Raw genomic sequence first — 21,385 nt, 5'->3', positions numbered from 1 at the left:
CCGAGGTGACACCTGCGCCAGATTGGGGCGACCGTTGAACATTCCGGTGTGGATGTGGCTGGCCACGATCGCCGGCCTCCTGGCGATCATCTCGTTCGACTTCTATCTCGTGACCCGCAACCCGCGGCATCCGTCCCTGCGGGAATGCACGCTCTGGGTGTCCGGTTACGTGACGCTGGCCGTACTGTTCGGCATCGGTGTGCTCACGCTGGCCGGGCCCCGGTACGGCGGCGAGTTCTTCGCGGGCTGGATCACCGAGTACTCGCTGTCGGTGGACAACCTGTTCGTGTTCGTCATCATCATGACGAGTTTCGCGGTGCCGCGGGAGTACCGGCAGAAGGTGCTGCTGATCGGCATCATCGTGGCGCTGCTGCTGCGCGGCCTCTTCATCGCCGTCGGCGCCGAGGCCATCGCGCGCTTCGACTGGCTGTTCTACGTCTTCGGCGCGTTCCTGCTCTACACCGCGTGGAAACTGCTGACCCACTCCGACGACGAGGACGAGTTCAAGGAGAACGCGGTACTCCGCACGGCGAAGCGTTTCCTGCCCGCCACGGACGAGTACAACGGCGCAAAGCTGACGATCCGCCGGGCCGGCAAGCGGCTCGTGACGCCCATGCTCATCGTGATGATCGCCATCGGCACGACGGATCTGTTGTTCGCGCTGGATTCGATTCCGGCGATCTTCGGCCTGACGAAGGAGCCGTACCTGGTGTTCACGGCGAACGCGTTCGCGCTGATGGGGCTACGGCAGTTGTTCTTCCTGATCGGCGGCCTGCTCGATCGCCTGGTCTATCTGAGCCAGGGCCTGGCGGTGGTGCTGGGGTTCATCGGCTTGAAGCTCATCGCCGAGACGCTGCATCACCACGGTGTTCCGTGGGCGCCCGAGATCCCGATTCTGGTCTCGCTCGGGGTCATCGTCGGCACGCTCGCCATCACCACCGTCGCGAGCCTGGTCAAGGTGCGCCGGGACCGGCTCCGTGAGCCGGTGCGCGAGGTCGGCGAGGTGGACGAGGTCCACGACGTCGCCGAAGCGCAGGCCGACTGAGCGCCGGTGCCCGGCCGGGCCGGACGCGCTGGCTCCATTGGCAGCGCCGGTCCGGCCGTCACCGCGTCGGCGTGCCGCGGCGATCGTCGGTGGCACGGCCGCGCAGGTAGTCCTCGGCCTCGGCCCCGGTCTGCCGGCGGGCCTTGTCCTGGGCGGTCGCCAGCCCCAGGCCCACCACACGACCGTCGGCATTGAAGCCGCGGGGCTCCTCGGTGAGGGACCTGAGCATGTCCTTGAAGCTACGCATGTTTCTCACCTCCCTTCGCAGGCGTCATCGACTCTCCGGTACGCCGCGGCAGTGCGACGACCGGTCGGTTTCGGAGAACGAATCAGGTGCGCGGCGCGGTCCGCCTGCGTCGCGACCGCACCTGGACCGGCGTGACGTCCGGCTCCGGGTTCTCGCGACGCTGTTCCAGGTAGGACTCCCGCGTCCGCTCGGTGTGCGCCCGCATGACGCTCGCGGCGGTGTCCGCGTCGCCGGCCTCGATGGCGTCGATCAGCCGGGCGTGCTCCTGCCACGACTGTGTGCCGCGGTGGCGGGCGATCGGCGTGTAGTACCACCGCACGCGACGGTCCACCTGCGCCACGAAGTCGAGCAGCACCTGGTTGCCGGAGAGCTCGGTGACCCGGCGGTGGAGTTCGGCGTTGGCCGCCACCATGGCGTCGATGTCGTCGGCCGCGACGGCCGCCTCGCCCTCGGCGCAGATCTTGCGCAGTCGCGCGATGCCCTCCGCGTCGGCGTTCAACGCGGCCAGCCGGGCGGACTCGGCCTCGAGAGCACTACGGACGACCAGCAGCTGGTCGACCTCGGCCGCCGTGGGCGCGTGCACGAACGCTCCGTAGCCGGGCCGCAGGTCGACCCAGCCCTCGGAGTTCAGCAACTGGAGCGCCTCGCGGATGGGCTGCCGGGATACTCCGAGCATCTCGGCCAGCTCACTCTCCACGAGGTGCTGACCCGGGGCGAGCTGCCGCGAGATGATCAGTTCCTGCATCGCCTGGTAGACCCGCTCACGCAGCGGAACAGGCCGGTCGATCCGGCGGGCAGACAACTGCTGCGGCAACTCGGTCGACGGCATGGTGTACTCCAAAAGTCACGTAGTCCGGCCATTTCGGCCAAGGGCGTCGGCTAACTGGTCGACTGCCTACAGCATACAATGAGCAGTATGTCCCTTGCCGGTGACGCCAGTCACTACAGCGAGTGATATCCGTCTCCTCCTTCCCCTCGGGGAATTGACCGCTTCCCGGGAGACGGAAACCTCGACCTTTGCATACAACATACTGTATTCTTACGACGTGGACCTCTACGAGTATCAGGCGAAGGATTTGTTCGCCGCCCATGGTGTTCCGGTGTTGCCCGGTGCCGTGGCGAGTACCCCCGAAGAAGCGCAGGCGGCCGCTGAGAGGATCGGCGGGCAGGTTGTGGTGAAGGCGCAGGTGAAGACCGGTGGCCGGGGTAAGGCCGGTGGTGTGAAGCTGGCCGGGAGCCCGGCGGAGGCGAAGGAGAAGGCCGAGGCGATCCTGGGCCTGGACATCAAGGGTCACATCACGCGTCGGGTGTTGGTGACCGAGGCCTCGGACATCGCCGAGGAGTACTACGTCTCTTTCCTGCTGGATCGGGCCAACCGCACCTTCCTGGCGATGGCCTCGGCCGAGGGCGGCATGGAGATCGAGCAGCTGGCGGTGGAGCGGCCGGAGGCGCTGGCGAAGGTGCCGGTCGACCCGCTCGCCGGGGTGGACAGGGCCACGGCGCTGGAGATCCTTACCGCCGGGAAGTTCCCTGAGGCGATCAAGGACGAGGCCGCCGAGGTGCTGGTGAAGCTGTGGGAGACCTTCGTGGCCGAGGACGCCACGCTGGTCGAGGTCAACCCGCTGGTGCGGGACCCGCAGGACAAGATCGTCGCGCTGGACGGCAAGGTCACCCTGGACGAGAACGCGGCCTTCCGGCAGCCCAAGCAGGCCGAGCTGGTCGACAAGCAGGCCGAGGATCCGCTGGAGGCCAAGGCCAAGGCCAAGGACCTCAACTACGTCAAGCTCGACGGTGAGGTCGGCATCATCGGTAACGGCGCGGGCCTGGTGATGTCCACCCTGGACGTGGTGGCCTACGCCGGGGAGAAGCACGGCGGGGTCAAGCCGGCGAACTTCCTCGACATCGGTGGGGGCGCCTCGGCGGAGGTGATGGCCGCCGGGCTGGATGTCATCCTGGGCGATCCGGCGGTCAAGAGCGTGTTCGTCAACGTCTTCGGCGGCATCACCGCCTGCGACGCGGTCGCGACCGGGATCGTGGAGGCGTTGAAGATCCTGGGTGAGGAGGCGACCAAGCCGCTGGTGGTGCGGCTGGACGGCAACAACGTCGAGGAAGGCCGCCGCATCCTCAACGAGGCCAACCACCCGCTGGTCACGCAGGTGGACACCATGGACAACGCGGCGGACAAGGCCGCCGAGCTGGCGGCAGGAGCGTAAGAAATCATGTCGATCTTCCTCGATTCCAGCAGCAAGATCATCGTGCAGGGCATCACCGGGTCCGAGGGCACCAAGCACGCGACCAAGATGCTGCAGGCCGGCTCGAACATCGTGGGCGGCGTCAACGCCCGCAAGGCCGGCCAGACCGTCACCATCGCCGGCAAGGAGCTCACCGTGTTCGGCACGGTCGAGGAGGCCATCAAGGAAACCGGCGCCAACGTCAGCGTCATCTTCGTGCCGCCCAAGTTCGCCAAGGACGCCGTGATCGAGGCCATCGACGCCGAGATCGAGCTCGCCGTGGTGATCACCGAGGGCATCCCGGTGCACGACTCGGCCTACTTCTGGGCACACGCCTGCGCCAAGGGCGCAGGCGGTGCCTCGCCCAGCGGTGCCGGCACCGGCGCCTGCGCCCCGGGCGCTGCGTCGTCGGGGACACCCCGAACCCCGGGGACCCGCATCATCGGCCCGAACTGCCCGGGTGTCATCTCGCCGGGCCAGTCCAACGCCGGCATCATCCCGGCCGACATCACCGGCCCGGGCAAGATCGGGCTGGTGTCCAAGTCGGGCACCCTGACCTACCAGATGATGTACGAGCTGCGCGACATCGGCTTCTCCACCTGCGTCGGCATCGGCGGCGACCCGGTGATCGGCACCACCCACATCGACGCGCTCGAGGCCTTCCAGAACGACCCCGACACCGAGGTCATCGTGATGATCGGCGAGATCGGCGGCGACGCCGAGGAACGCGCCGCCGACTACATCAAGCAGAACGTGACCAAGCCGGTCGTCGGCTACGTCGCCGGCTTCACCGCCCCCGAGGGCAAGACCATGGGCCACGCCGGCGCCATCGTCTCCGGCTCCGCCGGCACCGCCCAGGCCAAGAAGGAAGCCCTCGAGGCCGCCGGCGTCAAGGTCGGCAAGACCCCCTCCGAAACCGCCGCACTCGCCCGGAAACTCGTCCCCGACTCCTGAGTCCACACCGGACGCCGATGGTCATGCCGACCACAGTGGACGGTCCGCGGCGTGCTCAGCGCCCGGAGAGCACCGGCTCGGCCGTGCCCGGCAGCGCCAGCGGTGGCCTGCCGGGCTGGCGCAGCAGCCCGACGAGGCCCGCGCCCACCACGCCCAGTGCGGCCGCGACGGCGAACGGCACCGCGTAGCTTCCCGTGCCGGCGACGACGTAGCCCGCGAGCGCCACCCCGGCCAGCCCGCCGAGCGACTTCGCGCCGTAGAAGACGGCGAAGTTCGGCAGCCCGGGCTGCTCGCCGAAGTGACCCTCGACCAGTCCGGGCAGCAGGCCGTAGCACGCGCCCGCCGACGCCCCGGCGAGCGCGGCGCCGAGCAGGAGCAGCGCGGCGTTGCCCTGGGTACCCGCGACGAGGAGGACCAGCTGCGCCAGTCCCCCGGCGCACAAGGCCGTGCGCACGACGCGCGGCCGGCCGAACCGGTCGCCTGCCCAGCCCTCGGCGGTCCGGGTCGCGCCGCTCGCCGCCGCGAGCACGGCAAGCACCACAGCACCGAAGCCGACCGACCATCCACTGTGGGTCGCGAACACGGCGAGGTAGGCGATGTCGAAGAGGATCATCGCGGTCAGGCACGTGACGGCGAGCACGAGCAGGATCGACGCACGGCAGCGCAGGAGTTCCGCCGCCGAGTACCGCCGGATCGGCGGCCGGTTGACACGCAACCCGGGATTGAGGGACTTGTCCAGCGCCCACCGGCGTGGGTCCACATGGGAGGGCCACCAGTGCTCGGGCGGGTCCCGCAACAACACGGCCGCCGCACTGACCACGACCACCACGGCGACCCCCGCGATGCCGAGGAACGTCTCGAGCTCCCGCGGCCGGGAGAACTGACCCGCCAGCACGACGAACGGGATCGACCCGTAGGCGAAGGCACCGCCGACGAACGCCGTGCGTCCCGGCCGCTCCGGATACCAGCGCGCGACGACGCCGAGGGCCGTCCCATAGATCAGCCCGGCGCCGATCCCGCCGAGCACGCCGTGGCTGAGCAGCACCGCCGCGAAGCTGCCGGAACCGCCCAGCGACACCAGACCCGCACCGCACAGGGCGGCGCCGACGATCATCGGCGCGGCCGGCCGCAACCCGAGCGTGGTGCGCAGCCGTGCCGCGGGATACACGGCGCCGCTCTGGCACAGAATCCAGACGGCGAGCACCCAGCCGCTTTGCGCGAGCGTCCAGCCGTGGGTGTCGGCGATGACCGGCATCAGCGCGCCGTAGCCGTACTGGCCGAGGCTGGCCGCGAGCATGGCGAGCCACGCGCACCAGAGCATCCACCCACGCGAACGGCCGAGCAGGTCGCGATCGCTCTCGCCGACCCGGTATCGCCTGCCGTAGAAGTCCCGGATCTCCCTGACCTGGAGTGCGTGCGCGCTCGTCATCGGACCACCGCCGCTAGTGCATACAGTATGTCGTCGTCAGTATGCCACTGCGGAAGTGTGATGTCGATAACACCACGCCGGGGTCTGTCAGGTCCGGGACCAGGCGACGCGCACCCACTGCACGCCCAGCACCACCATGCAGACGAACGCGATGACCATGCCGATGCCCGGGCCCGCGCCCGGGTGGCCGCTCGCCGAGGACGACTGCTGCGACCAGATCGCCAGCAGCCCGTCGACGGCGGCCACCCAGCAGCCCAGCGAGCACACCCAAGTCAGCCACCAGCGCCGTGTCGTGAGTGCCAGCGCCGAGGCGAGGATGCCGAACCCGCTGGACGTCGCGGCGAACAACCGCGGGATCGCATCGCCCTCTCCTGCCAGCACCTCCCAGCCGGCATGACCGCCTGCCCACGGCAGCACCAGACCCAGCACGGCGCCGAAGACCGCCAGGGCGATACCGAAGCCACGCCTGCCGAACTCCACGGTCCGCACGGCCCCGTCCACCGCGGCGTCGACGTCGGCTCCCAGTTCGTCGAGATCGGGATCGTGCTCGCCGTCGCGGGCGCGGTCCTGCTCACCCTCGCTCACAGCGCGCACCCTCCCCCGGCCGGCGCGGCGGCCGCGGCCGGCTGCCCGAACGACGGCAGGCCCAGACTCACGCCGTTGGTCTTCGGCCGCCGGCCCGCTTCGGCGTTGTCGCCCGCGCGCGTGCGCCGGTGGGACAGCAGCTCGCCATCGGCGACCAGGTGGTGCGGCGCGGCATAGGTCACCGTCGTCTCCACGATGTCACCCGGCCGCACCGACCCGTCCACCGCCGGACCGTCCGGCGTGAAGTGCACGAGCCGTCCGTCACGGGCGCGGCCGCTCATCCGGCGCGTCTCGGCGTCCTTGCGCCCCTCGCCCGTGGCGACCAGCAGCTCCACCCGCTCTCCGACGAGCTTGCGGTTCTCCTCCCAGGAGATCTCGTCCTGCAGGGCGACGAGCCGGTCGTAGCGCTCCTGCACGACCTCCTTCGGCAGCTGGCCCTCCATCTCGGCCGCGGGCGTTCCGGGACGCTTCGAGTACTGGAAGGTGAAGGCACTCGAGAACCGCGCCTGGCGCACCACCTCGAGCGTCTGCTCGAAGTCCTCCTCGGTCTCGCCGGGGAAGCCGACGATGATGTCGGTGGTGATGGCGGCGTCCGGCATCGCCGCCCGCACCTTGTCCAGGATGGACAGGAACCGCGCCGACCGGTACGACCGGCGCATCGCCTTGAGCACCCGGTCGGATCCCGACTGCAACGGCATGTGCAACTGGTGGCAGACGTTCGGGGTCTCGGCCATCGCCTCGATGACGTCGTCGGTGAAGGCCGCGGGATGAGGCGAGGTGAACCGCACCCGCTCGAGCCCCTCGACCGACCCGCACGAGCGCAGTAGCTTGCCGAACGCCAGCCGGTCGCCGAACTCGACGCCGTAGGAGTTCACGTTCTGCCCCAGCAGCGTCACCTCGAGCACACCCTCGGCGACGAGCGCCTCGACCTCGGCGAGCACCTCGCCGGGCCTGCGGTCGCGCTCCTTGCCGCGCAGCGACGGCACGATGCAGAACGTGCAGGTGTTGTTGCAGCCCACCGAGATCGACACCCAGCCCGAGTAGGCGGACTCGCGGCGGGCCGGCAACGTCGAGGGGAACGTCTCGAGCGACTCGAGAATCTCCACCTGCGCCTCGGCGTTGTGCCGGGCGCGCTCCAGCAGCACCGGCAACGACCCGATGTTGTGGGTGCCGAACACGACGTCCACCCACGGCGCCCGCTTGACGATGTCGCCCCGGTCCTTCTGCGCGAGGCAGCCACCGACCGCGATCTGCATGCCGGGATGCTCGTTCTTGCGCGCGCGCAAGTGCCCCAGGTTGCCGTACAGCTTGTTGTCGGCGTTCTCGCGCACCGCACAGGTGTTGAGCACGACGAGGTCCGCAGCGTCACCGTCGGCAACAGGAACGTAACCCGCTTCCTCCAATTGGCCGGCAAGGCGCTCGGAGTCGTGCACGTTCATCTGGCAGCCGAAGGTGCGGATCTGGTACGTCCTGCTCACGTCACCAGGGTAGGTCAACGGCAGGTCGGCACCTCAGGACGCCTGGTGAACGCAGGGTGGCTAAGGTTCGGACACAGTGTGCTCAGTCACGCGCGTCATGTTGCGAATGGGCACATAAAGTTGCGATTTGATCTGAACGACGTGCCGGGATTGCCCCGAAGGTGTTCAATCCCGGTGGTGCCGGAGATGCCGTCGACCCGGCAGCTCACCGCGATGGAGGCAAGATGAGTACCGAAGCATCCGCGGTGCCCATGATCAGGGCGACCGCGGTGAACAAGTATTTCGGTGACCTGCACGTCCTCAAGGACATCGACATCGAGATCCCGAAGGGGCAGGTCGTCGTGGTGCTCGGGCCCTCCGGGTCGGGAAAGTCGACGCTGTGCCGGGCCATCAACCGGCTCGAACCGATCAACTCCGGCGAGATCGCGATCGACGGCAAGCCACTGCCCGCCGAAGGCAAGGCGCTCGCGGCCCTGCGCGCGGACGTGGGCATGGTCTTCCAGCAGTTCAACCTGTTCGCGCACAAGACCATCCTCGACAACGTCACGCTGGCGCCGCAGAAGGTGCGCAAGGTGTCCGCGGCCGAGGCGCGGCAGACCGCCATGGAGCTGCTCGAGCGCGTCGGTATCGCCGACCAGGCGCAGAAGTATCCGGCACAGCTCTCCGGTGGCCAGCAGCAGCGCGCGGCCATCGCCAGGGCGCTGGCCATGCGGCCGAAGGTGATGCTGTTCGACGAGCCGACGTCCGCGCTGGACCCCGAGATGGTCCAGGAGGTGCTCGACACCATGACGGCGCTGGCCGACGAGGGCATGACGATGCTGGTCGTCACCCACGAGATGGGCTTCGCCCGGCGAGCCGCGCACCGCGTGCTGTTCATGTCCGACGGCGAGATCGTCGAGGACTCCACTCCCGACGACTTCTTCGGTGCCCCGAAGTCCGAGCGGGCCAAGGATTTCCTTGGCAAGATCCTGACTCACTAAGCCCCGCCCGTGGCCCGCCGGGCAGCTGACGCGCGCGGGGACATCACACTGGAAGGAACACGAGACGAAATGCGGTTCAGCAGAGTATTGCGTGTTGGCGCCGTCGTGGCGGCCACCAGCCTCGCTCTCGCCGCCTGTGGCGGTGGCGGCGGCAACGGCGGTGGCGATTCCCAGAACGAGTCCCTGGTACAGCGCGCCGAGCAGGGCAGGCTGACGATCGGCATCAAGATCGACCAGCCGGGCCTCGGGCTGCAGACGCCGGACGGTGGGTACGAGGGCTTCGACGTCGACGTCGCCAAGTACATCGCCAAGGAGCTGGGCGTCGAGGAGGGCGACATCGAGTTCGTCGAGACGCCGTCCGCCCAGCGCGAGAACATGATCCAGAAGGGCGACGTGGACTTCATCGTCGCCAGCTACTCGATCACCGACGAGCGCAAGCAGAAGGTGGACTTCGCCGGTCCGTACTTCATCGCGCATCAGGATCTGCTCGTGCGGGCCAACGACAACTCCATCAAGAGCGCCGAGAACCTCAACAACAAGAAGCTCTGCTCGGTGCGCGGATCGACGTCGGCGCAGAACGTCAAGAACGACTTCGCGCCGCAGGCCGACCTGCTGGAGTACGCGGGCTACTCGCAGTGCCTCAACGGCCTCGAGAGCGGCGCCGTCGACGCGCTGACCACCGACGACACGATCCTCGCCGGCTACGCCGCGCAGAACCCCGGCAAGTTCAAGCTGGTGGGCGCGAACCTCTCCGACGAGCGGTACGGCGTGGGTCTGCGCAAGGGTGACACCGAGGGCCGCCAGGCGATCAACAACGCCATCCGGAAGATGCAGCAGGACGGCACCTGGAAGAAGTCCGCGGAGCGGTGGTTCGGCCCCGCAGGCTACAAGGTCCCGGAGCCGCCGGCCATCGACCAGTGATCCGGCCGCACTGAGACACACCGACGGCGAGCCTGGGTCGGCCTACCCGGCCGGCCCAGGCTCGTTTCGGACCGGAGCTGAGGAGCACCACCGTGTTCGATTTCCTGAGCGAGTACGACGTACTCGGCGCGTTCTGGGTCACGGTCCAGTTGACCGTCCTCTCCGCGATCGGCGCGCTGATTTGGGGAACGATCCTGGCCGGCATGCGCGTCTCGCCGGTGCCGCTGATGCGCGCGTTCGGCGCCGCCTACATCAACCTGATGCGGAACACCCCGCTCACCCTGATCATCCTGGCGACCTCGCTGGGGCTCAACCAGACCCTGGGCATGACGCTGGCCGGCCAGAACTTCGACGAGATGAACTTCCGGCTGTCGGTGCTCGGGTTCATCGCCTACACCGCGACGTTCGTCTGTGAGTCGATCCGGTCCGGCATCAACACGGTGCCGGTGGGCCAGGCCGAGGCGGCGCGCGCGCTGGGGCTCGGGTTCACCCAGGTGCTGACCATCGTGGTGCTCCCCCAGGCGTTCCGGTCCGTGATCGGCCCGCTGACCAGCGTGCTGATCGCCCTCACGAAGAACACCACGATCGCCAGCACGATCGGCGTCGCCGAGGCGTCGCTGCTGATGAGCGAGATGATCGAGAACGAAAGCGACAAGATCTTCCTCGTGTTCACGATCTTCGCGCTCGGGTTCGTGATCCTGACCCTGCCCACCGGCCTGATCCTCGGCTGGGTGGCCAACAAGGTGGCGGTGAAGCGATGAGTGCTCCCTCGGTCCTCTACGACGCACCCGGCCCCAAGGCCAAGGCCCGCAACGTCGGCTACACCATCGTCTTCCTCGTGGCTCTCGCCGCGGTGTTCTGGTGGGTGCTGGCCACGATGGCCGAGAAGAACCAGCTCGACTGGGACAAGTGGAGTCCGTTCTTCACCGACGGCCGGGTGTGGACGACGTTCATCCTTCCCGGCCTGCAGAACACGCTGATCGCGGCGGCGTTGTCGATCATCATCGCCCTGCCCATCGGCGCGCTGTTCGGCATCCTGCGGTTGTCCGACCACGCCTGGGTGCGCTGGCCCGCGGCGACGATCGTCGAGTTCTTCCGCGCCGTTCCGGTGCTGATCCTGATGGTCTTCGCCAACGAGTTCTACTTCAACTTCACCGACATCGACTCGGACCAGCGGCCGTTGTTCGCGGTGGTGACGGGCCTGGTGCTGTACAACGGCTCGGTGCTGGCGGAGGTCGTTCGCGCGGGCATCCTCTCGCTGCCGAAGGGCCAGACCGAGGCGGCGCAGGCACTCGGCCTGCGCAAGTCGCAGACCATGACCAACGTCCTGCTGCCCCAGGCGGTCACCGCGATGCTGCCCGCGATCGTCAGCCAGGTCGTGGTGATCGTGAAGGACACCGCGCTCGGTGGCGCGGCCGTGGGCTTCTCCGAGTTGCTGAACCGGGTCGCGCCGATCTCCAACAACTACGGCGCGAACACCATCGCGACGCTCATCGTCGTCGCCGTGCTCTACATCGTGCTGAACTTCATCATCACCTCGATCGCCGGCGCGCTCGAGAAGTGGAACCGACAGCGCAAGAAGAGCACCGGCGCGGTCGTGCGCAACGAACCCGCGGCCACCGGCGAATAGTCTCGCCCGATGCGGCTCACGAGGGGCGCCTTCCCTCGACACGGGAGGCGCCCTTCGTGCGTCACGGCGTTTTGTGGCGGAACAGCTTGTTCCCGAGCCAGACGATCGGGTCGTAGCGGCGGTCGGCGACCCGCTCCTTCATGGGGATGAGCGCGTTGTCGGTGATGTGGATGTTCTCCGGGCACACCTCGGTGCAGCACTTCGTGATGTTGCAGTAGCCGAGGCCGTGCTCGGTCTGCGCCTCGTTCCGCCGGTCCGCGACGTCGAGCGGGTGCATCTCGAGCTCGGCGATCCGCATCAGATACCGGGGACCGGCGAACGCAGCCTTGTTCTCGTCGTGATCACGGATGACGTGGCAGGTGTTCTGGCACAGGAAGCACTCGATGCACTTGCGGAACTCCTGCGAGCGCTCGACATCGACCTGCCGCATCCGGTACTCGCCCGGCTTCAGCTCGGGCGGCGGCGTGAACGACGGGATCTCCCTGGCCTTGGTGTAGTTGTACGACACGTCGGTCACCAGGTCGCGAATCACCGGGAACGTGCGCATGGGCGTGACGGTGATGACCTCGTCCGGCTCGAACACCGACATCCGGGTCATGCACAGCAGCCGCGGCCTGCCGTTGACCTCCGCCGAGCACGACCCGCACTTGCCCGCCTTGCAGTTCCAGCGGACGGCGAGGTCGGGGGCCTGCGTGGCCTGCAGCCGGTGGATGAGGTCGAGCACCACTTCGCCGTCGTTGGCCTCGACGTCGAAGTCGCGCAGCTCGCCCGATCCCGCGTCGCCGCGCCAGACCCGGAGCTTCGCCTGGTAGCTCATGTGTCAGGCCGTCCTTTCCGGATGCTCGGCGAGTTCGTCCTCGGTGTAGTACTTCTCCAGCTCGGCCAGCTCGAACAACTCGAGCAGGTCCTGGCGCATCGGGTCCTGCTCCTTGGCGCTGACCGTGACCTCGGGCGCGAGCGGGTCCCCGCCGACGGTGCTGCACACCAGCAGCGTGTTGCGCCACCGGGAGTCCATCTGGGGATGGTCGTCGCGGGTGTGGCCGCCGCGGCTCTCGGTGCGCCGCAGCGCCGACCGCGCCACGCACTCGCTGACCAGCAGCATGTTCCGCAGGTCGAGGGCCAGATGCCAGCCCGGGTTGTACTGCCGGTGCCCCTCCACCGTCACGCCCCGCAGGCGTTTGCGGATCTCGGCGAGCTTGTCGAGCGCCTTCTCGATCTCATCGGCCTTGCGGATGATGCCGACGAGCTCGTTCATGCTCTGCTGCAGCTCGGTGTGCAGGGAGTAGGCGTTCTCCTCCGCGACGCCCTCGCCCGGCGGGTCGAACGGGCTCACGGCCAACTCGGCCGCGGTGCGGATGTCGGCGTCGGCGACCCTCGGCCGCTCCCGCAGTGACTCCACATAGGACGCGGCACCCAGCCCGGCGCGGCGGCCGAACACGAGCAGGTCCGACAGCGAGTTGCCGCCGAGCCGGTTGGACCCGTGCATCCCGCCCGAGCACTCACCGGCGGCGAACAGGCCGGGCACGCTCGACGACGCCGTGTCCGGGTCGACCTCCACGCCGCCCATGACGTAGTGGCAGGTGGGCCCGACCTCCATCGGTTCCCGCGTGATGTTGACGTCGGCGAGTTCCTTGAACTGGTGGTACATCGACGGCAACCGCCGCTTGATCTCCTCGGCCGGTAGCCTGCTGGCGATGTCGAGGTAGACGCCGCCGTGCGGGGAACCGCGGCCTTCCTTGACCTCCGTGTTGATGGCCCTGGCCACCTCGTCGCGCGGCAGGAGGTCCGGGGTGCGCCGGTTCTTGTCGGCGTCGGTGTACCAGCGGTCGGCCTCCTCCTCGCTGTCGGCGTACTGTCCCTTGAAGACATCCGGGATGTAGCGGAACATGAACCGCTCGCCCTGGGAGTTCTTGAGCACGCCACCGTCACCGCGTACGCCCTCGGTGACCAGGATCCCCTTCACGCTCGGCGGCCACACCATGCCCGTGGGGTGGAACTGGACGAACTCCATGTTGATCAGGTTCGCCCCGGCCCGCAGTGCCAGCGCGTGCCCGTCGCCGGTGTACTCCCACGAGTTCGACGTGACTTTGAACGACTTGCCGATACCGCCCGTGGCGAGCACGACGGCGGGCGTCTCGAACAGCACGAAGCGCCCGGACTCGCGCCAGTAGCCGAACGCGCCCGCGATGCGCCCGCCCGACTTGAGCAGCTCGGTGATCGTGCATTCCGCGAAGACCTTGACCCTCGCCTCGTAGTCGCCGAACTCGCGATAATCCTCCTGCTGCAGCGAGACGATCTTCTGCTGCATCGTGCGGATCAGCTCGAGCCCGGTGCGGTCACCGACATGCGCGAGCCGCGGATAGGTGTGCCCGCCGAAGTTGCGCTGGCTGATGCGGCCGTCGGCGGTGCGGTCGAACAGGGCGCCGTAGGTCTCCAGCTCCCACACGCGATCGGGCGCCTCCTTCGCGTGCAGCTCGGCCATGCGCCAGTTGTTGAGGAACTTCCCACCGCGCATGGTGTCGCGGAAGTGCACCTGCCAGCTGTCGTTGGGGTTGGCGTTGCCCATCGCGGCCGCGCAGCCGCCTTCGGCCATCACGGTGTGCGCCTTGCCGAACAGCGACTTGCACACCACCGCGACGCTCAGGCCCCGCTGCCGGGCCTCGATCACCGCTCGCAGCCCCGCGCCGCCGGCACCGATCACCACGACGTCGTAGCTGTGCCGCTCGACCTCGGTCATGTATTGCCACCTCGAGATTCAGTTGACGAAACGCAGATCGGCGATGACGTCGGTGGACACCAGCCACACGTAGAGGTCGGTCAGCACCAGCGTGCCGAGCGTGATCCACGCGAACTGCATGTGACGCGTGTTCAGCTTGCTGACCTGCGTCCAGATCCAGTACCGCACCGGATTGCGGGAGAAATGCTTGAGCCGGCCGCCCACGACGTGCCTGCAGGAGTGACACGAGAGCGTGTAGCACCAGAGCAGCGCGACGTTGACGAGCAGGATCACGTTGCCGAGCCCGATGCCGAAGCCCTGCTCGCCGTCGAAGGCCACGATCGCGTCGTAGGTGTTGATCACCGTGATGACGAACGCGGCGTAGAAGAAGTAGCGGTGCGCGTTCTGCACGATGAGCGGCAGCCGCGTCTCGCCGGTGTAGCGGCTGTGCGGTTCGGTGACCGCGCACGCCGGCGGCGACAGCCAGATCGAGCGGTAGTAGGCCTTGCGGTAGTAGTAGCAGGTCAGCCGGAAGCCGAGCAGGAACGGCAGCGACAGGAACGCCAGCGGGATGAATCCTGGCAACTCCCCGATTGGCGTGCCGAAGTGAGCCGAGCCGGGCACACACGAATCGCTGAGGCACGGCGAGTAGAAGGGCGTCAGGTAGTGGTGCTCGGAATCCCAGTAGCCGGTGCGCATGAACGAGCGCACGCCCGCGTAGATGACGAACGTCGCCAGCCCGAGGGTCGTCACCAGTGGCGGCAGCCACCAGCGATCGGTGCGCAACGTCCGGGCCGCGAGACGGGCACGGGTGCGGCCTGATGTCCCGGGGTCGGCCGTGGTTGCCACGCTGCAACCGCCGCCTTACCGCTGCTCGCGGTGGTAGCCGCCGACGCCCTCGTCGTCCGCCCCGTCCCACAACGACGGGTCGTAGGGGGTGTCGGGTACCGGAACCCGCTCGGCGGCCGTCGACTGTGAGGGCACCGGCACGGCCTGGTCGAGATCGAGCGCGTCGATGTCGAGGCGGTCGACGTCGTTCACCAGCCTGCGCACCGCCGGCCCTTCCCCGTAGCGCGCCCGGACCGCGCCGACGCACTGGCGCAGCTGTCCGATCGTGCGGCGAAGTTCGCTCATTTCTGCGCTGGACACGTTGTCCACCTCCGAGTCCTCGGCTGCGCTCACGCCCGACTCTGCCTGCCGGGGTCGAGTGTGACAAGTAGCACACCGAGCGCAAACGGCGTGATCGAGATCACTAATCGTGACGTTCTTAATCGATTTTGAGCTCGCCCACCGCCATCTGTATCGTGTCAGTCACTCGCCGCCCGACCTGACGCGACCGGAGCCGCCGTGAACTCAGCGCCAGCCAGCGCAGATCGACCCGTCCATCCCGTCCTCGCCGACGTGACCGCCCGCATCACCGCCCGGAGCGCACCGACCCGCGAGACCTACCTCGCCCGCGTCGCGGCCGCGCGCAGGCAGGGCCCGGCCCGCGCCGGCCTCGGCTGCGGCAACCTCGCACACGGCTTCGCGGCCTGCTCCGGACCCGACCGGCTCGCGCTGCGTGGCGCGACCAAGCCCGGCATCGCGATCGTGTCCGCCTACAACGACCTGCTCTCCGCACACCAGCCGCTCGGCGAGTTCCCGGCGTGGATCAAGGACGCCGCACGCGAGGCCGGCGGCGTCGCCCAGTTCGCCGGCGGCGTCCCGGCGATGTGCGACGGCATCACGCAGGGCCGCCCGGGCATGGAGCTCTCGCTGTTCAGCCGGGACGTCATCGCCATGGCCACCGGGATCGCGTTGTCACACGACCTCTTCGACGGCGCCCTGCTGCTGGGCGTGTGCGACAAGATCGTGCCCGGACTACTGATCGGGGCGCTCGCCTTCGGGCACCTGCCCGCGATCCTGGTCCCGGCCGGGCCCATGCAGTCCGGGCTGCCGAACAAGGAAAAGGTCCGCATCCGCCAGTTGTTCGCCGAGGGCAAGGCCAGCCGCGAGGACTTGCTCGACGCCGAGTCGGCGTCCTACCACTCGCCCGGCACCTGCACCTTCTACGGCACCGCGAACTCGAACCAGCTCGTCGTCGAGGTGATGGGCCTGCACCTGCCGGGCGCGAGCTTCGTGCACCCCGGTACGCCGCTGCGCCGCGCCCTGACCGAGGAGGCGGCGCGCCGGATCGTCGCGTTGTCCCAGACCGAGGACTACACGCCGCTGGCCCACGTCGTGGACGAGCGGTCCGTCGTCAACGGTCTCGTCGCGCTGCTGGCGACCGGCGGCTCCACCAACCACACGCTGCACCTCGTCGCGATCGCGGCCGCGGCCGGCATCCAGCTCACGTGGGACGACTTCGCCGACCTCTCCGCTGCGGTGCCGCAGCTCGCCCGCATCTACCCGAACGGCAGTGCCGACATCAACCACTTCCACGCCGCGGGTGGCGTGCAGTTCCTCGTCGCGACGCTGCTCGACGCGGGGCTCCTGCACGAGGACGTCCGGACGGTCGCCGGCCCCGGGCTGTCGCGCTACCGCCGGGAACCGGTGCTGGACAACGGATCCCTGACCTGGCGGGACGGCCCGGCGCGCAGCCTCGACGCCTCGGTGCTGCGGCCGGCGGACAACCCGTTCACCGCGGACGGCGGTCTGCGCATGGTGACCGGCAACCTCGGGCGCGCGGTCATCAAGGTGTCGGCCGTCGCGCCGGAGCACCGTGTCGTCGAGGCGCCTGCCCGGGTGTTCGCCACGCAGGCGGGGTTCGACCGGGCGTTCCGCGCGGGCGAGCTCGACCGCGACGTCGTCGTGGTGCTGCGCAACCAGGGCCCGCGCGCGAACGGGATGCCCGAGCTGCACGGCCTCACGCCCGCGCTGGGCGTGCTGATGGACCGCGGGCATCGCGTCGCGCTCGTCACCGACGGCCGGATGTCCGGCGCATCCGGCAAGATCCCGGCGGTCATCCATGTCACCCCGGAGGCGGCCGCGGGTGGTCCGCTGGCGAAGGTGGCCGACGGCGACCTCGTGCGGCTCGACGCCGACGCCGGCCGGCTCGAGGTGCTCGTCGACGCGGCCGAACTCGCCGCCCGCGAGCTGACCGACACCGCACCCGACGACGCGGCCTGGCACGGGACGGGCCGCGAGCTGTTCACGGCGTTGCGCCGGGCGGTCGGGCCTGCCGACCAGGGAGCCAGCGTGTTCGGCCCGGTGACACCCGAGCACTTCGGAGCCCCGGCCACCGTGGGAGGTGCGCGATGAGGACCCCGCGCGACGTGCTCGCCCTCTCCCCCGTGCTGCCGGTGGTGGTGCTCGACCGGGCCGAGGACGCGGTGCCGGCCGCCGAGGCCCTGCTGGCGGGCGGGATCCGGGCGATCGAGGTGACCCTGCGGACGCCGACCGCACTCGACGCCATCGGCCGGATCGCCGAGCGGGTGCCGGACATCGTGGTCGGCGCGGGCACCATCACCCGGCCGGAGCACGCCCGGCAGGCCGCGCAGGCAGGTGCGGCGTTCCTGGTGACGCCCGGTGTCACCGACGCCGTCCTCGACGCGGCGTCCGCCACCGGACTGCCGCTGCTCCCAGGTGCTGCCACGGTGTCGGAAGCCATGCGGCTTGCCGAACGCGGGCTCGACACCCTGAAGTTCTTCCCGGCCGAGGCGAGCGGCGGCGCGGCCGCGCTCGCCGCGATCGGCGGGCCGTTGCCCGACCTGCTGTTCTGCCCGACCGGCGGCATCACAGCCGAGAATGCACCGCGCTATCTGGCCCTGCCGAACGTAGGGTGTGTGGGTGGCACGTGGTTGACCCCGAGAGACACGCTCGCCGCTCGGGACTACGCACGCATCGAGGCGCTGGCGAAGGAGGCCTCGGCGCTCGAGCGGTGACGTTCCCCGCAGGAGAAGCGCTGCTGTGAACTGGAACTGGTTCGGCGACCCCGACTACTGGGCATCGCGGCTCGTGTACCAGCGGATGCTGGCCGCGATCTATCTCGTCGCGTTCGTCGTGGCACTCAACCAGTTCCGGGCCCTGCTCGGCGAACATGGCCTGCTGCCGGTGCCGCGGTTCCTGGCCCGCGTCCGGTTCCGGGAGTCGCCCAGCCTGTTCCACCTGCACTACTCCGACCGGTTCTTCACCATCGTCGCGGCAACCGGTGCGCTGGTGTCGGCGGTGCTGCTGGCAGGGCTCGCGGACGGGCTGCCGATCTGGGCGCACATGGCGCTGTGGACGGTGCCGTGGGTGCTGTACCTGTCGATCGTCAACGTGGGCCAGATCTGGTACTCCTTCGGCTGGGAGTCGCTGCTGCTGGAAGCGGGTTTCCTGACGATCTTCACCGGGCCGTCGCACATCGAGCCCGCGGTGCCGATGGTGTGGCTGCTCCTGTGGTTGCTGTTCCGGCTCGAGTTCGGCGCCGGGATGATCAAGATGCGGGGTGACCGCTGCTGGCGCGACCTGACGTGCCTGTACTACCACCACGAGACCCAGCCCATGCCCGGACCGCTCAGCTGGTACTTCCACCACCTGCCGAAACCGTTGCACAGGGTGGAGGTCGCGGCGAACCACGTCGCGCAGCTCGTCGTGCCCTTCGCACTCTTCGCGCCGCAACCGGTGGCGACCGTGGCCGCCTGCGTCGTCATCGCGACGCAGGGATGGCTGGTGCTGAGCGGAAACTTCTCCTGGCTCAACGTCGTCACCATCACTCTCGCGGTGTCCGCTGTGGACGGTTCGCTGCTGCCGCTGTCGCCACCCACGCTGGACGAGCCGCCCGCGTGGTACCGCGGTGTCGTGCTCGCCCTGTTCGCCGGCGTGGCCGTGCTGAGCTACTGGCCGATCCGCAACCTGGTCGGCCGCACGCAGCTGATGAACTACAGCTTCAACCGGCTGCATCTGGTCAACACCTACGGCGCGTTCGGCAGCGTCACCCGCGATCGGTACGAGGTGATCATCGAAGGCACCGACGCCGAGGAGATCTCGCCGGACACACGGTGGCGGGAGTACGAGTTCAAGGGAAAGCCCGGCGACCCGTACCGGCGGCCACGCCAGATCGCGCCGTATCACCTCCGGCTGGACTGGATGCTGTGGTTCGTCTCGTTGTCGCCGCGGTACGGAGCGCGCTGGCTGCCGGAGCTGGTGACCCGTCTGCTGAGTGGCGACCGGCAGACGCTCAAGCTGTTGCGTGGCAACCCGTTCCCGGACACACCACCACGGTTCGTGCGGGCTCGGCTGTTCCACTACCGATACACCACGTGGCAGGAGCGGCGGGAGACCCGTGCGTGGTGGGTGCGCGAGCCCGTCGGGACGGTGGTCCGGACCTGCCGGCTCGCCGACGACGGAACGCCCGTGCCCGTGGGCCTGCCCGACTGACCCGAACCCACGCTGACGGTGTGAGCCGACTGGGCGGGGCATCCACTGCGAATGGGCCCCCGCCACCACTCCCGCGGCCGAGCCGTTCGCCGTGGCGCGCGTGCTACTCCGGCGTGACGTCGTCGAGCAGGGTCGACTCGGCGCCCGCGTTCCGCAGTTCGTCCCGGACCACCGCGTACGAGAGCCCTTGCGGATACCCCTTGCGCGCGAGCATGCCCAGCAGCCGCCGGGTCGCCTTCTGCTCGTCCACGCCGCCCATGGTCCGGAGCTTCTTGCGCACCAGCAGCCGGGCCCGCTGCTCCTCGGCCTCGCGGTCGATCTCGCTCACGGCCTCGGCGGCGACGTCACCGTCGACGCCCTTGCGCTTCAGTTCCGCGACGAGCGCCCGTTTCGCGAGTCCCTGGTGGTTGTGTCGCGACCGCACCCACATCTCCGCGAACGCGGCGTCGTCGATCAGGCCGGCATTGCCGAGCTTGCTCAGCAGCTCGTCGCGGATACCGGAGTCGAAGCCCTTGCGCTGCAAGGCCGCACGGAGCTCCTCCGCGGTGCGAGGACGCACGGCCAGGAGATCGAAGCAGATCTCCTTGGCCTTCTTCCACGCCTCCTCGCGCGTCATCTCCGACACCGGGCGCCGCCGTTCCTTCCGCGCGCCCCCGGAGTTCGGCTCGCTCACGCCACTCCTCGGGGTCGGGTGCGTCAGAAGTCGACCGGCGCGGGCGCGGTCTCCTCGGCGTCGAGCTGAGCCCCGATGCCGAGCTTCTCCTTGATCCGCTTCTCGATCTCGTCGGCGACGTCGGGGTTGTCGCGCAGGAACTTCCGCGCGTTCTCCTTGCCCTGGCCGAGCTGGTCGCCCTCGTACGTGTACCAGGCCCCGGACTTGCGCAGAATGCCCTGGTCGACACCCATGTCGATGAGCGAGCCCTCCCGGGAGACACCGACGCCGTAGAGGATGTCGAATTCGGCCTGCTTGAACGGCGGAGCGACCTTGTTCTTCACGACCTTGACGCGAGTGCGGTTGCCGACCGGCTCGCCGCCGTCCTTCAACGTCTCGATACGGCGGACGTCGAGCCGCACCGAGGCGTAGAACTTGAGCGCCTTGCCACCCGTGGTGGTCTCCGGCGAACCGAACATCACGCCGACCTTCTCGCGCAGCTGGTTGATGAAGATCGCCGTGGTACCCGAGTTGTGCAGGGCACCGGTGATCTTGCGCAGCGCCTGGCTCATCAGACGGGCCTGCAGACCGACGTGGGAGTCACCCATCTCGCCCTCGATCTCGGCCCTCGGCACGAGCGCCGCGACCGAGTCGATGACGAGGATGTCGAGCGCACCGGAGCGGATGAGCATGTCCGCGATCTCCAGCGCCTGCTCACCGGTGTCCGGCTGGGAGACCAGCAGCGCGTCGGTGTCGACGCCCAGGGTCTTGGCGTACTCGGGGTCGAGCGCGTGCTCGGCGTCGATGAACGCCGCGATGCCGCCCGCCTTCTGCGCGTTGGCCACGGCGTGCAGGGCGACGGTGGTCTTACCCGACGACTCCGGGCCGTAGATCTCCACGATCCGGCCACGAGGCAGACCGCCGATGCCCAGCGCGATGTCGAGGGCGATAGCGCCGGTGGGGATCACCTCGATCGGCGGGCGGGTCTCCTCGCCGAGCCGCATCACCGACCCCTTGCCGAACTGCTTGTCGATCTGGGCAAGGGCTAGATCGAGCGCCTTGCCCTTGTCCGGTGCTGCTGGCATGGAATCCACCTCATTGGCTGTCGCGGTTGTGCTCTGTCGGGCTCGACGTTACGGGCGGGGTCCGACAGTTCTTCCGGCTTCGCGGAATCTGT

The 21,385-nt window shown here is 69.0% G+C and carries 21 protein-coding genes; 10 read left to right on the top strand and 11 right to left on the bottom strand.

The window, feature by feature from the left end; translation table 11 throughout:
- The first annotated feature begins 34 nt into the window (after positions 1 to 34).
- Positions 35 to 1,045 carry a TerC family protein gene (locus ACFSZT_RS13370; protein WP_377388072.1) on the top strand — a complete coding sequence of 337 codons (1,011 nt, stop codon included), beginning with the start codon at positions 35 to 37 and terminating at the stop codon, positions 1,043 to 1,045.
- 58 nt (positions 1,046 to 1,103) lie between these two features.
- Here the strand turns inward: ACFSZT_RS13370 and ACFSZT_RS13365 are convergent, their stop codons facing one another.
- Positions 1,104 to 1,292, bottom strand: a complete 189-nt coding sequence (locus ACFSZT_RS13365; protein WP_377388070.1) for a hypothetical protein — start codon at positions 1,290 to 1,292, stop codon at positions 1,104 to 1,106.
- Between the two features lie 82 nt (positions 1,293 to 1,374).
- Positions 1,375 to 2,121 carry a GntR family transcriptional regulator gene (locus ACFSZT_RS13360; protein WP_377388068.1) on the bottom strand — a complete coding sequence of 249 codons (747 nt, stop codon included), beginning with the start codon at positions 2,119 to 2,121 and terminating at the stop codon, positions 1,375 to 1,377.
- Between the two features lie 217 nt (positions 2,122 to 2,338).
- Here ACFSZT_RS13360 and sucC point away from each other — a divergent pair, with 217 nt between their 5' ends.
- Together sucC and ACFSZT_RS13350 are read left to right on the top strand one after the other, a co-directional pair.
- Complete coding sequence (gene sucC / locus ACFSZT_RS13355; RefSeq protein ID WP_377478245.1) at positions 2,339 to 3,505, top strand: ADP-forming succinate--CoA ligase subunit beta; 1,167 nt, start codon at positions 2,339 to 2,341, stop codon at positions 3,503 to 3,505.
- Between the two features lie 6 nt (positions 3,506 to 3,511).
- Positions 3,512 to 4,477: a succinate--CoA ligase subunit alpha gene (locus ACFSZT_RS13350; RefSeq protein ID WP_377478244.1), complete on the top strand. Its 966-nt coding sequence runs from the start codon at positions 3,512 to 3,514 to the stop codon at positions 4,475 to 4,477.
- A gap of 55 nt (positions 4,478 to 4,532) precedes the next feature.
- On the opposite strand, the gene ACFSZT_RS13345 is transcribed toward ACFSZT_RS13350, so the two are convergent.
- From ACFSZT_RS13345 to miaB, 3 genes are all read right to left on the bottom strand, one after another.
- Positions 4,533 to 5,906: an MFS transporter gene (locus ACFSZT_RS13345; protein WP_377394013.1), complete on the bottom strand. Its 1,374-nt coding sequence runs from the start codon at positions 5,904 to 5,906 to the stop codon at positions 4,533 to 4,535.
- A gap of 87 nt (positions 5,907 to 5,993) precedes the next feature.
- A complete protein-coding gene (locus ACFSZT_RS13340; protein ID WP_377394015.1) occupies positions 5,994 to 6,491 on the bottom strand; it encodes an Rv2732c family membrane protein in 498 nt (165 codons plus the stop codon).
- On the bottom strand, positions 6,488 to 7,969 hold the full coding sequence (miaB, locus tag ACFSZT_RS13335; RefSeq protein WP_377394017.1) for a tRNA (N6-isopentenyl adenosine(37)-C2)-methylthiotransferase MiaB: 1,482 nt from the start codon (positions 7,967 to 7,969) through the stop codon (positions 6,488 to 6,490). Before miaB ends, ACFSZT_RS13340 begins: the two co-directional genes overlap by 4 nt.
- A gap of 251 nt (positions 7,970 to 8,220) precedes the next feature.
- Here miaB and ACFSZT_RS13330 point away from each other — a divergent pair, with 251 nt between their 5' ends.
- The 4 genes from ACFSZT_RS13330 (at position 8,221) to ACFSZT_RS13315 (ending at position 11,500) form a co-directional block, all read left to right on the top strand.
- Entirely contained in the window at positions 8,221 to 8,949 is a 729-nt protein-coding gene (locus tag ACFSZT_RS13330; protein ID WP_377394545.1) for an amino acid ABC transporter ATP-binding protein, read from the top strand.
- A 69-nt stretch (positions 8,950 to 9,018) separates the two neighbouring features.
- Entirely contained in the window at positions 9,019 to 9,870 is an 852-nt protein-coding gene (locus tag ACFSZT_RS13325; RefSeq protein ID WP_377394019.1) for a glutamate ABC transporter substrate-binding protein, read from the top strand.
- Between the two features lie 92 nt (positions 9,871 to 9,962).
- The gene (locus ACFSZT_RS13320; protein ID WP_377394021.1) at positions 9,963 to 10,631 is read left to right on the top strand and encodes an amino acid ABC transporter permease; all 669 of its coding nucleotides are present in this window, start codon (positions 9,963 to 9,965) and stop codon (positions 10,629 to 10,631) included.
- Entirely contained in the window at positions 10,628 to 11,500 is an 873-nt protein-coding gene (locus tag ACFSZT_RS13315) for an amino acid ABC transporter permease (protein WP_377394023.1), read from the top strand. The genes ACFSZT_RS13320 and ACFSZT_RS13315 overlap by 4 nt, the downstream gene beginning before the upstream one ends.
- 61 nt (positions 11,501 to 11,561) lie before the next feature.
- On the opposite strand, the gene ACFSZT_RS13310 is transcribed toward ACFSZT_RS13315, so the two are convergent.
- Genes ACFSZT_RS13310 through ACFSZT_RS13295 form a run of 4 tightly spaced genes read right to left on the bottom strand, consistent with a single transcriptional unit; the run spans position 11,562 to position 15,350 of the window.
- A complete protein-coding gene (locus tag ACFSZT_RS13310) occupies positions 11,562 to 12,317 on the bottom strand; it encodes a succinate dehydrogenase/fumarate reductase iron-sulfur subunit (RefSeq protein WP_377394025.1) in 756 nt (251 codons plus the stop codon).
- Between the two features lie 3 nt (positions 12,318 to 12,320).
- Positions 12,321 to 14,237: a fumarate reductase/succinate dehydrogenase flavoprotein subunit gene (locus ACFSZT_RS13305; protein ID WP_377394027.1), complete on the bottom strand. Its 1,917-nt coding sequence runs from the start codon at positions 14,235 to 14,237 to the stop codon at positions 12,321 to 12,323.
- A gap of 18 nt (positions 14,238 to 14,255) precedes the next feature.
- A complete protein-coding gene (locus ACFSZT_RS13300) occupies positions 14,256 to 15,065 on the bottom strand; it encodes a hypothetical protein (protein ID WP_377394029.1) in 810 nt (269 codons plus the stop codon).
- Between the two features lie 15 nt (positions 15,066 to 15,080).
- Complete coding sequence (locus tag ACFSZT_RS13295) at positions 15,081 to 15,350, bottom strand: hypothetical protein (protein ID WP_377394547.1); 270 nt, start codon at positions 15,348 to 15,350, stop codon at positions 15,081 to 15,083.
- 213 nt (positions 15,351 to 15,563) lie between these two features.
- On the opposite strand from ACFSZT_RS13295, the gene edd reads away from it, so the two are divergent.
- Genes edd through ACFSZT_RS13280 form a run of 3 tightly spaced genes read left to right on the top strand, consistent with a single transcriptional unit; the run spans position 15,564 to position 19,556 of the window.
- Positions 15,564 to 17,456, top strand: a complete 1,893-nt coding sequence (gene edd, locus ACFSZT_RS13290) for a phosphogluconate dehydratase (RefSeq protein WP_377394031.1) — start codon at positions 15,564 to 15,566, stop codon at positions 17,454 to 17,456.
- A complete protein-coding gene (gene eda / locus ACFSZT_RS13285) occupies positions 17,453 to 18,079 on the top strand; it encodes a bifunctional 4-hydroxy-2-oxoglutarate aldolase/2-dehydro-3-deoxy-phosphogluconate aldolase (RefSeq protein WP_377394033.1) in 627 nt (208 codons plus the stop codon). Before edd ends, eda begins: the two co-directional genes overlap by 4 nt.
- Positions 18,080 to 18,104: 25 nt before the next feature.
- On the top strand, positions 18,105 to 19,556 hold the full coding sequence (locus ACFSZT_RS13280) for a lipase maturation factor family protein (protein WP_377394035.1): 1,452 nt from the start codon (positions 18,105 to 18,107) through the stop codon (positions 19,554 to 19,556).
- 103 nt (positions 19,557 to 19,659) lie between these two features.
- On the opposite strand, the gene ACFSZT_RS13275 is transcribed toward ACFSZT_RS13280, so the two are convergent.
- The gene (locus tag ACFSZT_RS13275) at positions 19,660 to 20,172 is read right to left on the bottom strand and encodes a regulatory protein RecX (protein WP_377394549.1); all 513 of its coding nucleotides are present in this window, start codon (positions 20,170 to 20,172) and stop codon (positions 19,660 to 19,662) included.
- Positions 20,173 to 20,252: 80 nt separating this feature from the next.
- A complete protein-coding gene (gene recA, locus ACFSZT_RS13270) occupies positions 20,253 to 21,293 on the bottom strand; it encodes a recombinase RecA (protein ID WP_377394037.1) in 1,041 nt (346 codons plus the stop codon).
- Positions 21,294 to 21,385: the final 92 nt, after the last annotated feature.

Source organism: Prauserella oleivorans (assembly GCF_042685745.1).
Lineage (GTDB): Bacteria > Actinomycetota > Actinomycetes > Mycobacteriales > Pseudonocardiaceae > Prauserella_A > Prauserella_A oleivorans.
This window is presented reverse-complemented; position numbering and strand designations above follow the sequence as displayed.

Coding starts and splice junctions, on each gene's coding strand:
- ACFSZT_RS13365 (WP_377388070.1), bottom strand. CDS start 1,292: ATGCGTAGCTTCAAGGACATGCTCAGGTCCCTCACCGAGGAGCCCCGC.
- ACFSZT_RS13360 (WP_377388068.1), bottom strand. CDS start 2,121: ATGCCGTCGACCGAGTTGCCGCAGCAGTTGTCTGCCCGCCGGATCGAC.
- ACFSZT_RS13350 (WP_377478244.1), top strand. CDS start 3,512: ATGTCGATCTTCCTCGATTCCAGCAGCAAGATCATCGTGCAGGGCATC.
- ACFSZT_RS13345 (WP_377394013.1), bottom strand. CDS start 5,906: ATGACGAGCGCGCACGCACTCCAGGTCAGGGAGATCCGGGACTTCTAC.
- ACFSZT_RS13330 (WP_377394545.1), top strand. CDS start 8,221: ATGATCAGGGCGACCGCGGTGAACAAGTATTTCGGTGACCTGCACGTC.
- ACFSZT_RS13325 (WP_377394019.1), top strand. CDS start 9,019: ATGCGGTTCAGCAGAGTATTGCGTGTTGGCGCCGTCGTGGCGGCCACC.
- ACFSZT_RS13315 (WP_377394023.1), top strand. CDS start 10,628: ATGAGTGCTCCCTCGGTCCTCTACGACGCACCCGGCCCCAAGGCCAAG.
- ACFSZT_RS13310 (WP_377394025.1), bottom strand. CDS start 12,317: ATGAGCTACCAGGCGAAGCTCCGGGTCTGGCGCGGCGACGCGGGATCG.
- ACFSZT_RS13305 (WP_377394027.1), bottom strand. CDS start 14,237: ATGACCGAGGTCGAGCGGCACAGCTACGACGTCGTGGTGATCGGTGCC.
- ACFSZT_RS13295 (WP_377394547.1), bottom strand. CDS start 15,350: ATGAGCGAACTTCGCCGCACGATCGGACAGCTGCGCCAGTGCGTCGGC.
- eda (WP_377394033.1), top strand. CDS start 17,453: ATGAGGACCCCGCGCGACGTGCTCGCCCTCTCCCCCGTGCTGCCGGTG.
- ACFSZT_RS13275 (WP_377394549.1), bottom strand. CDS start 20,172: ATGACGCGCGAGGAGGCGTGGAAGAAGGCCAAGGAGATCTGCTTCGAT.
- recA (WP_377394037.1), bottom strand. CDS start 21,293: ATGCCAGCAGCACCGGACAAGGGCAAGGCGCTCGATCTAGCCCTTGCC.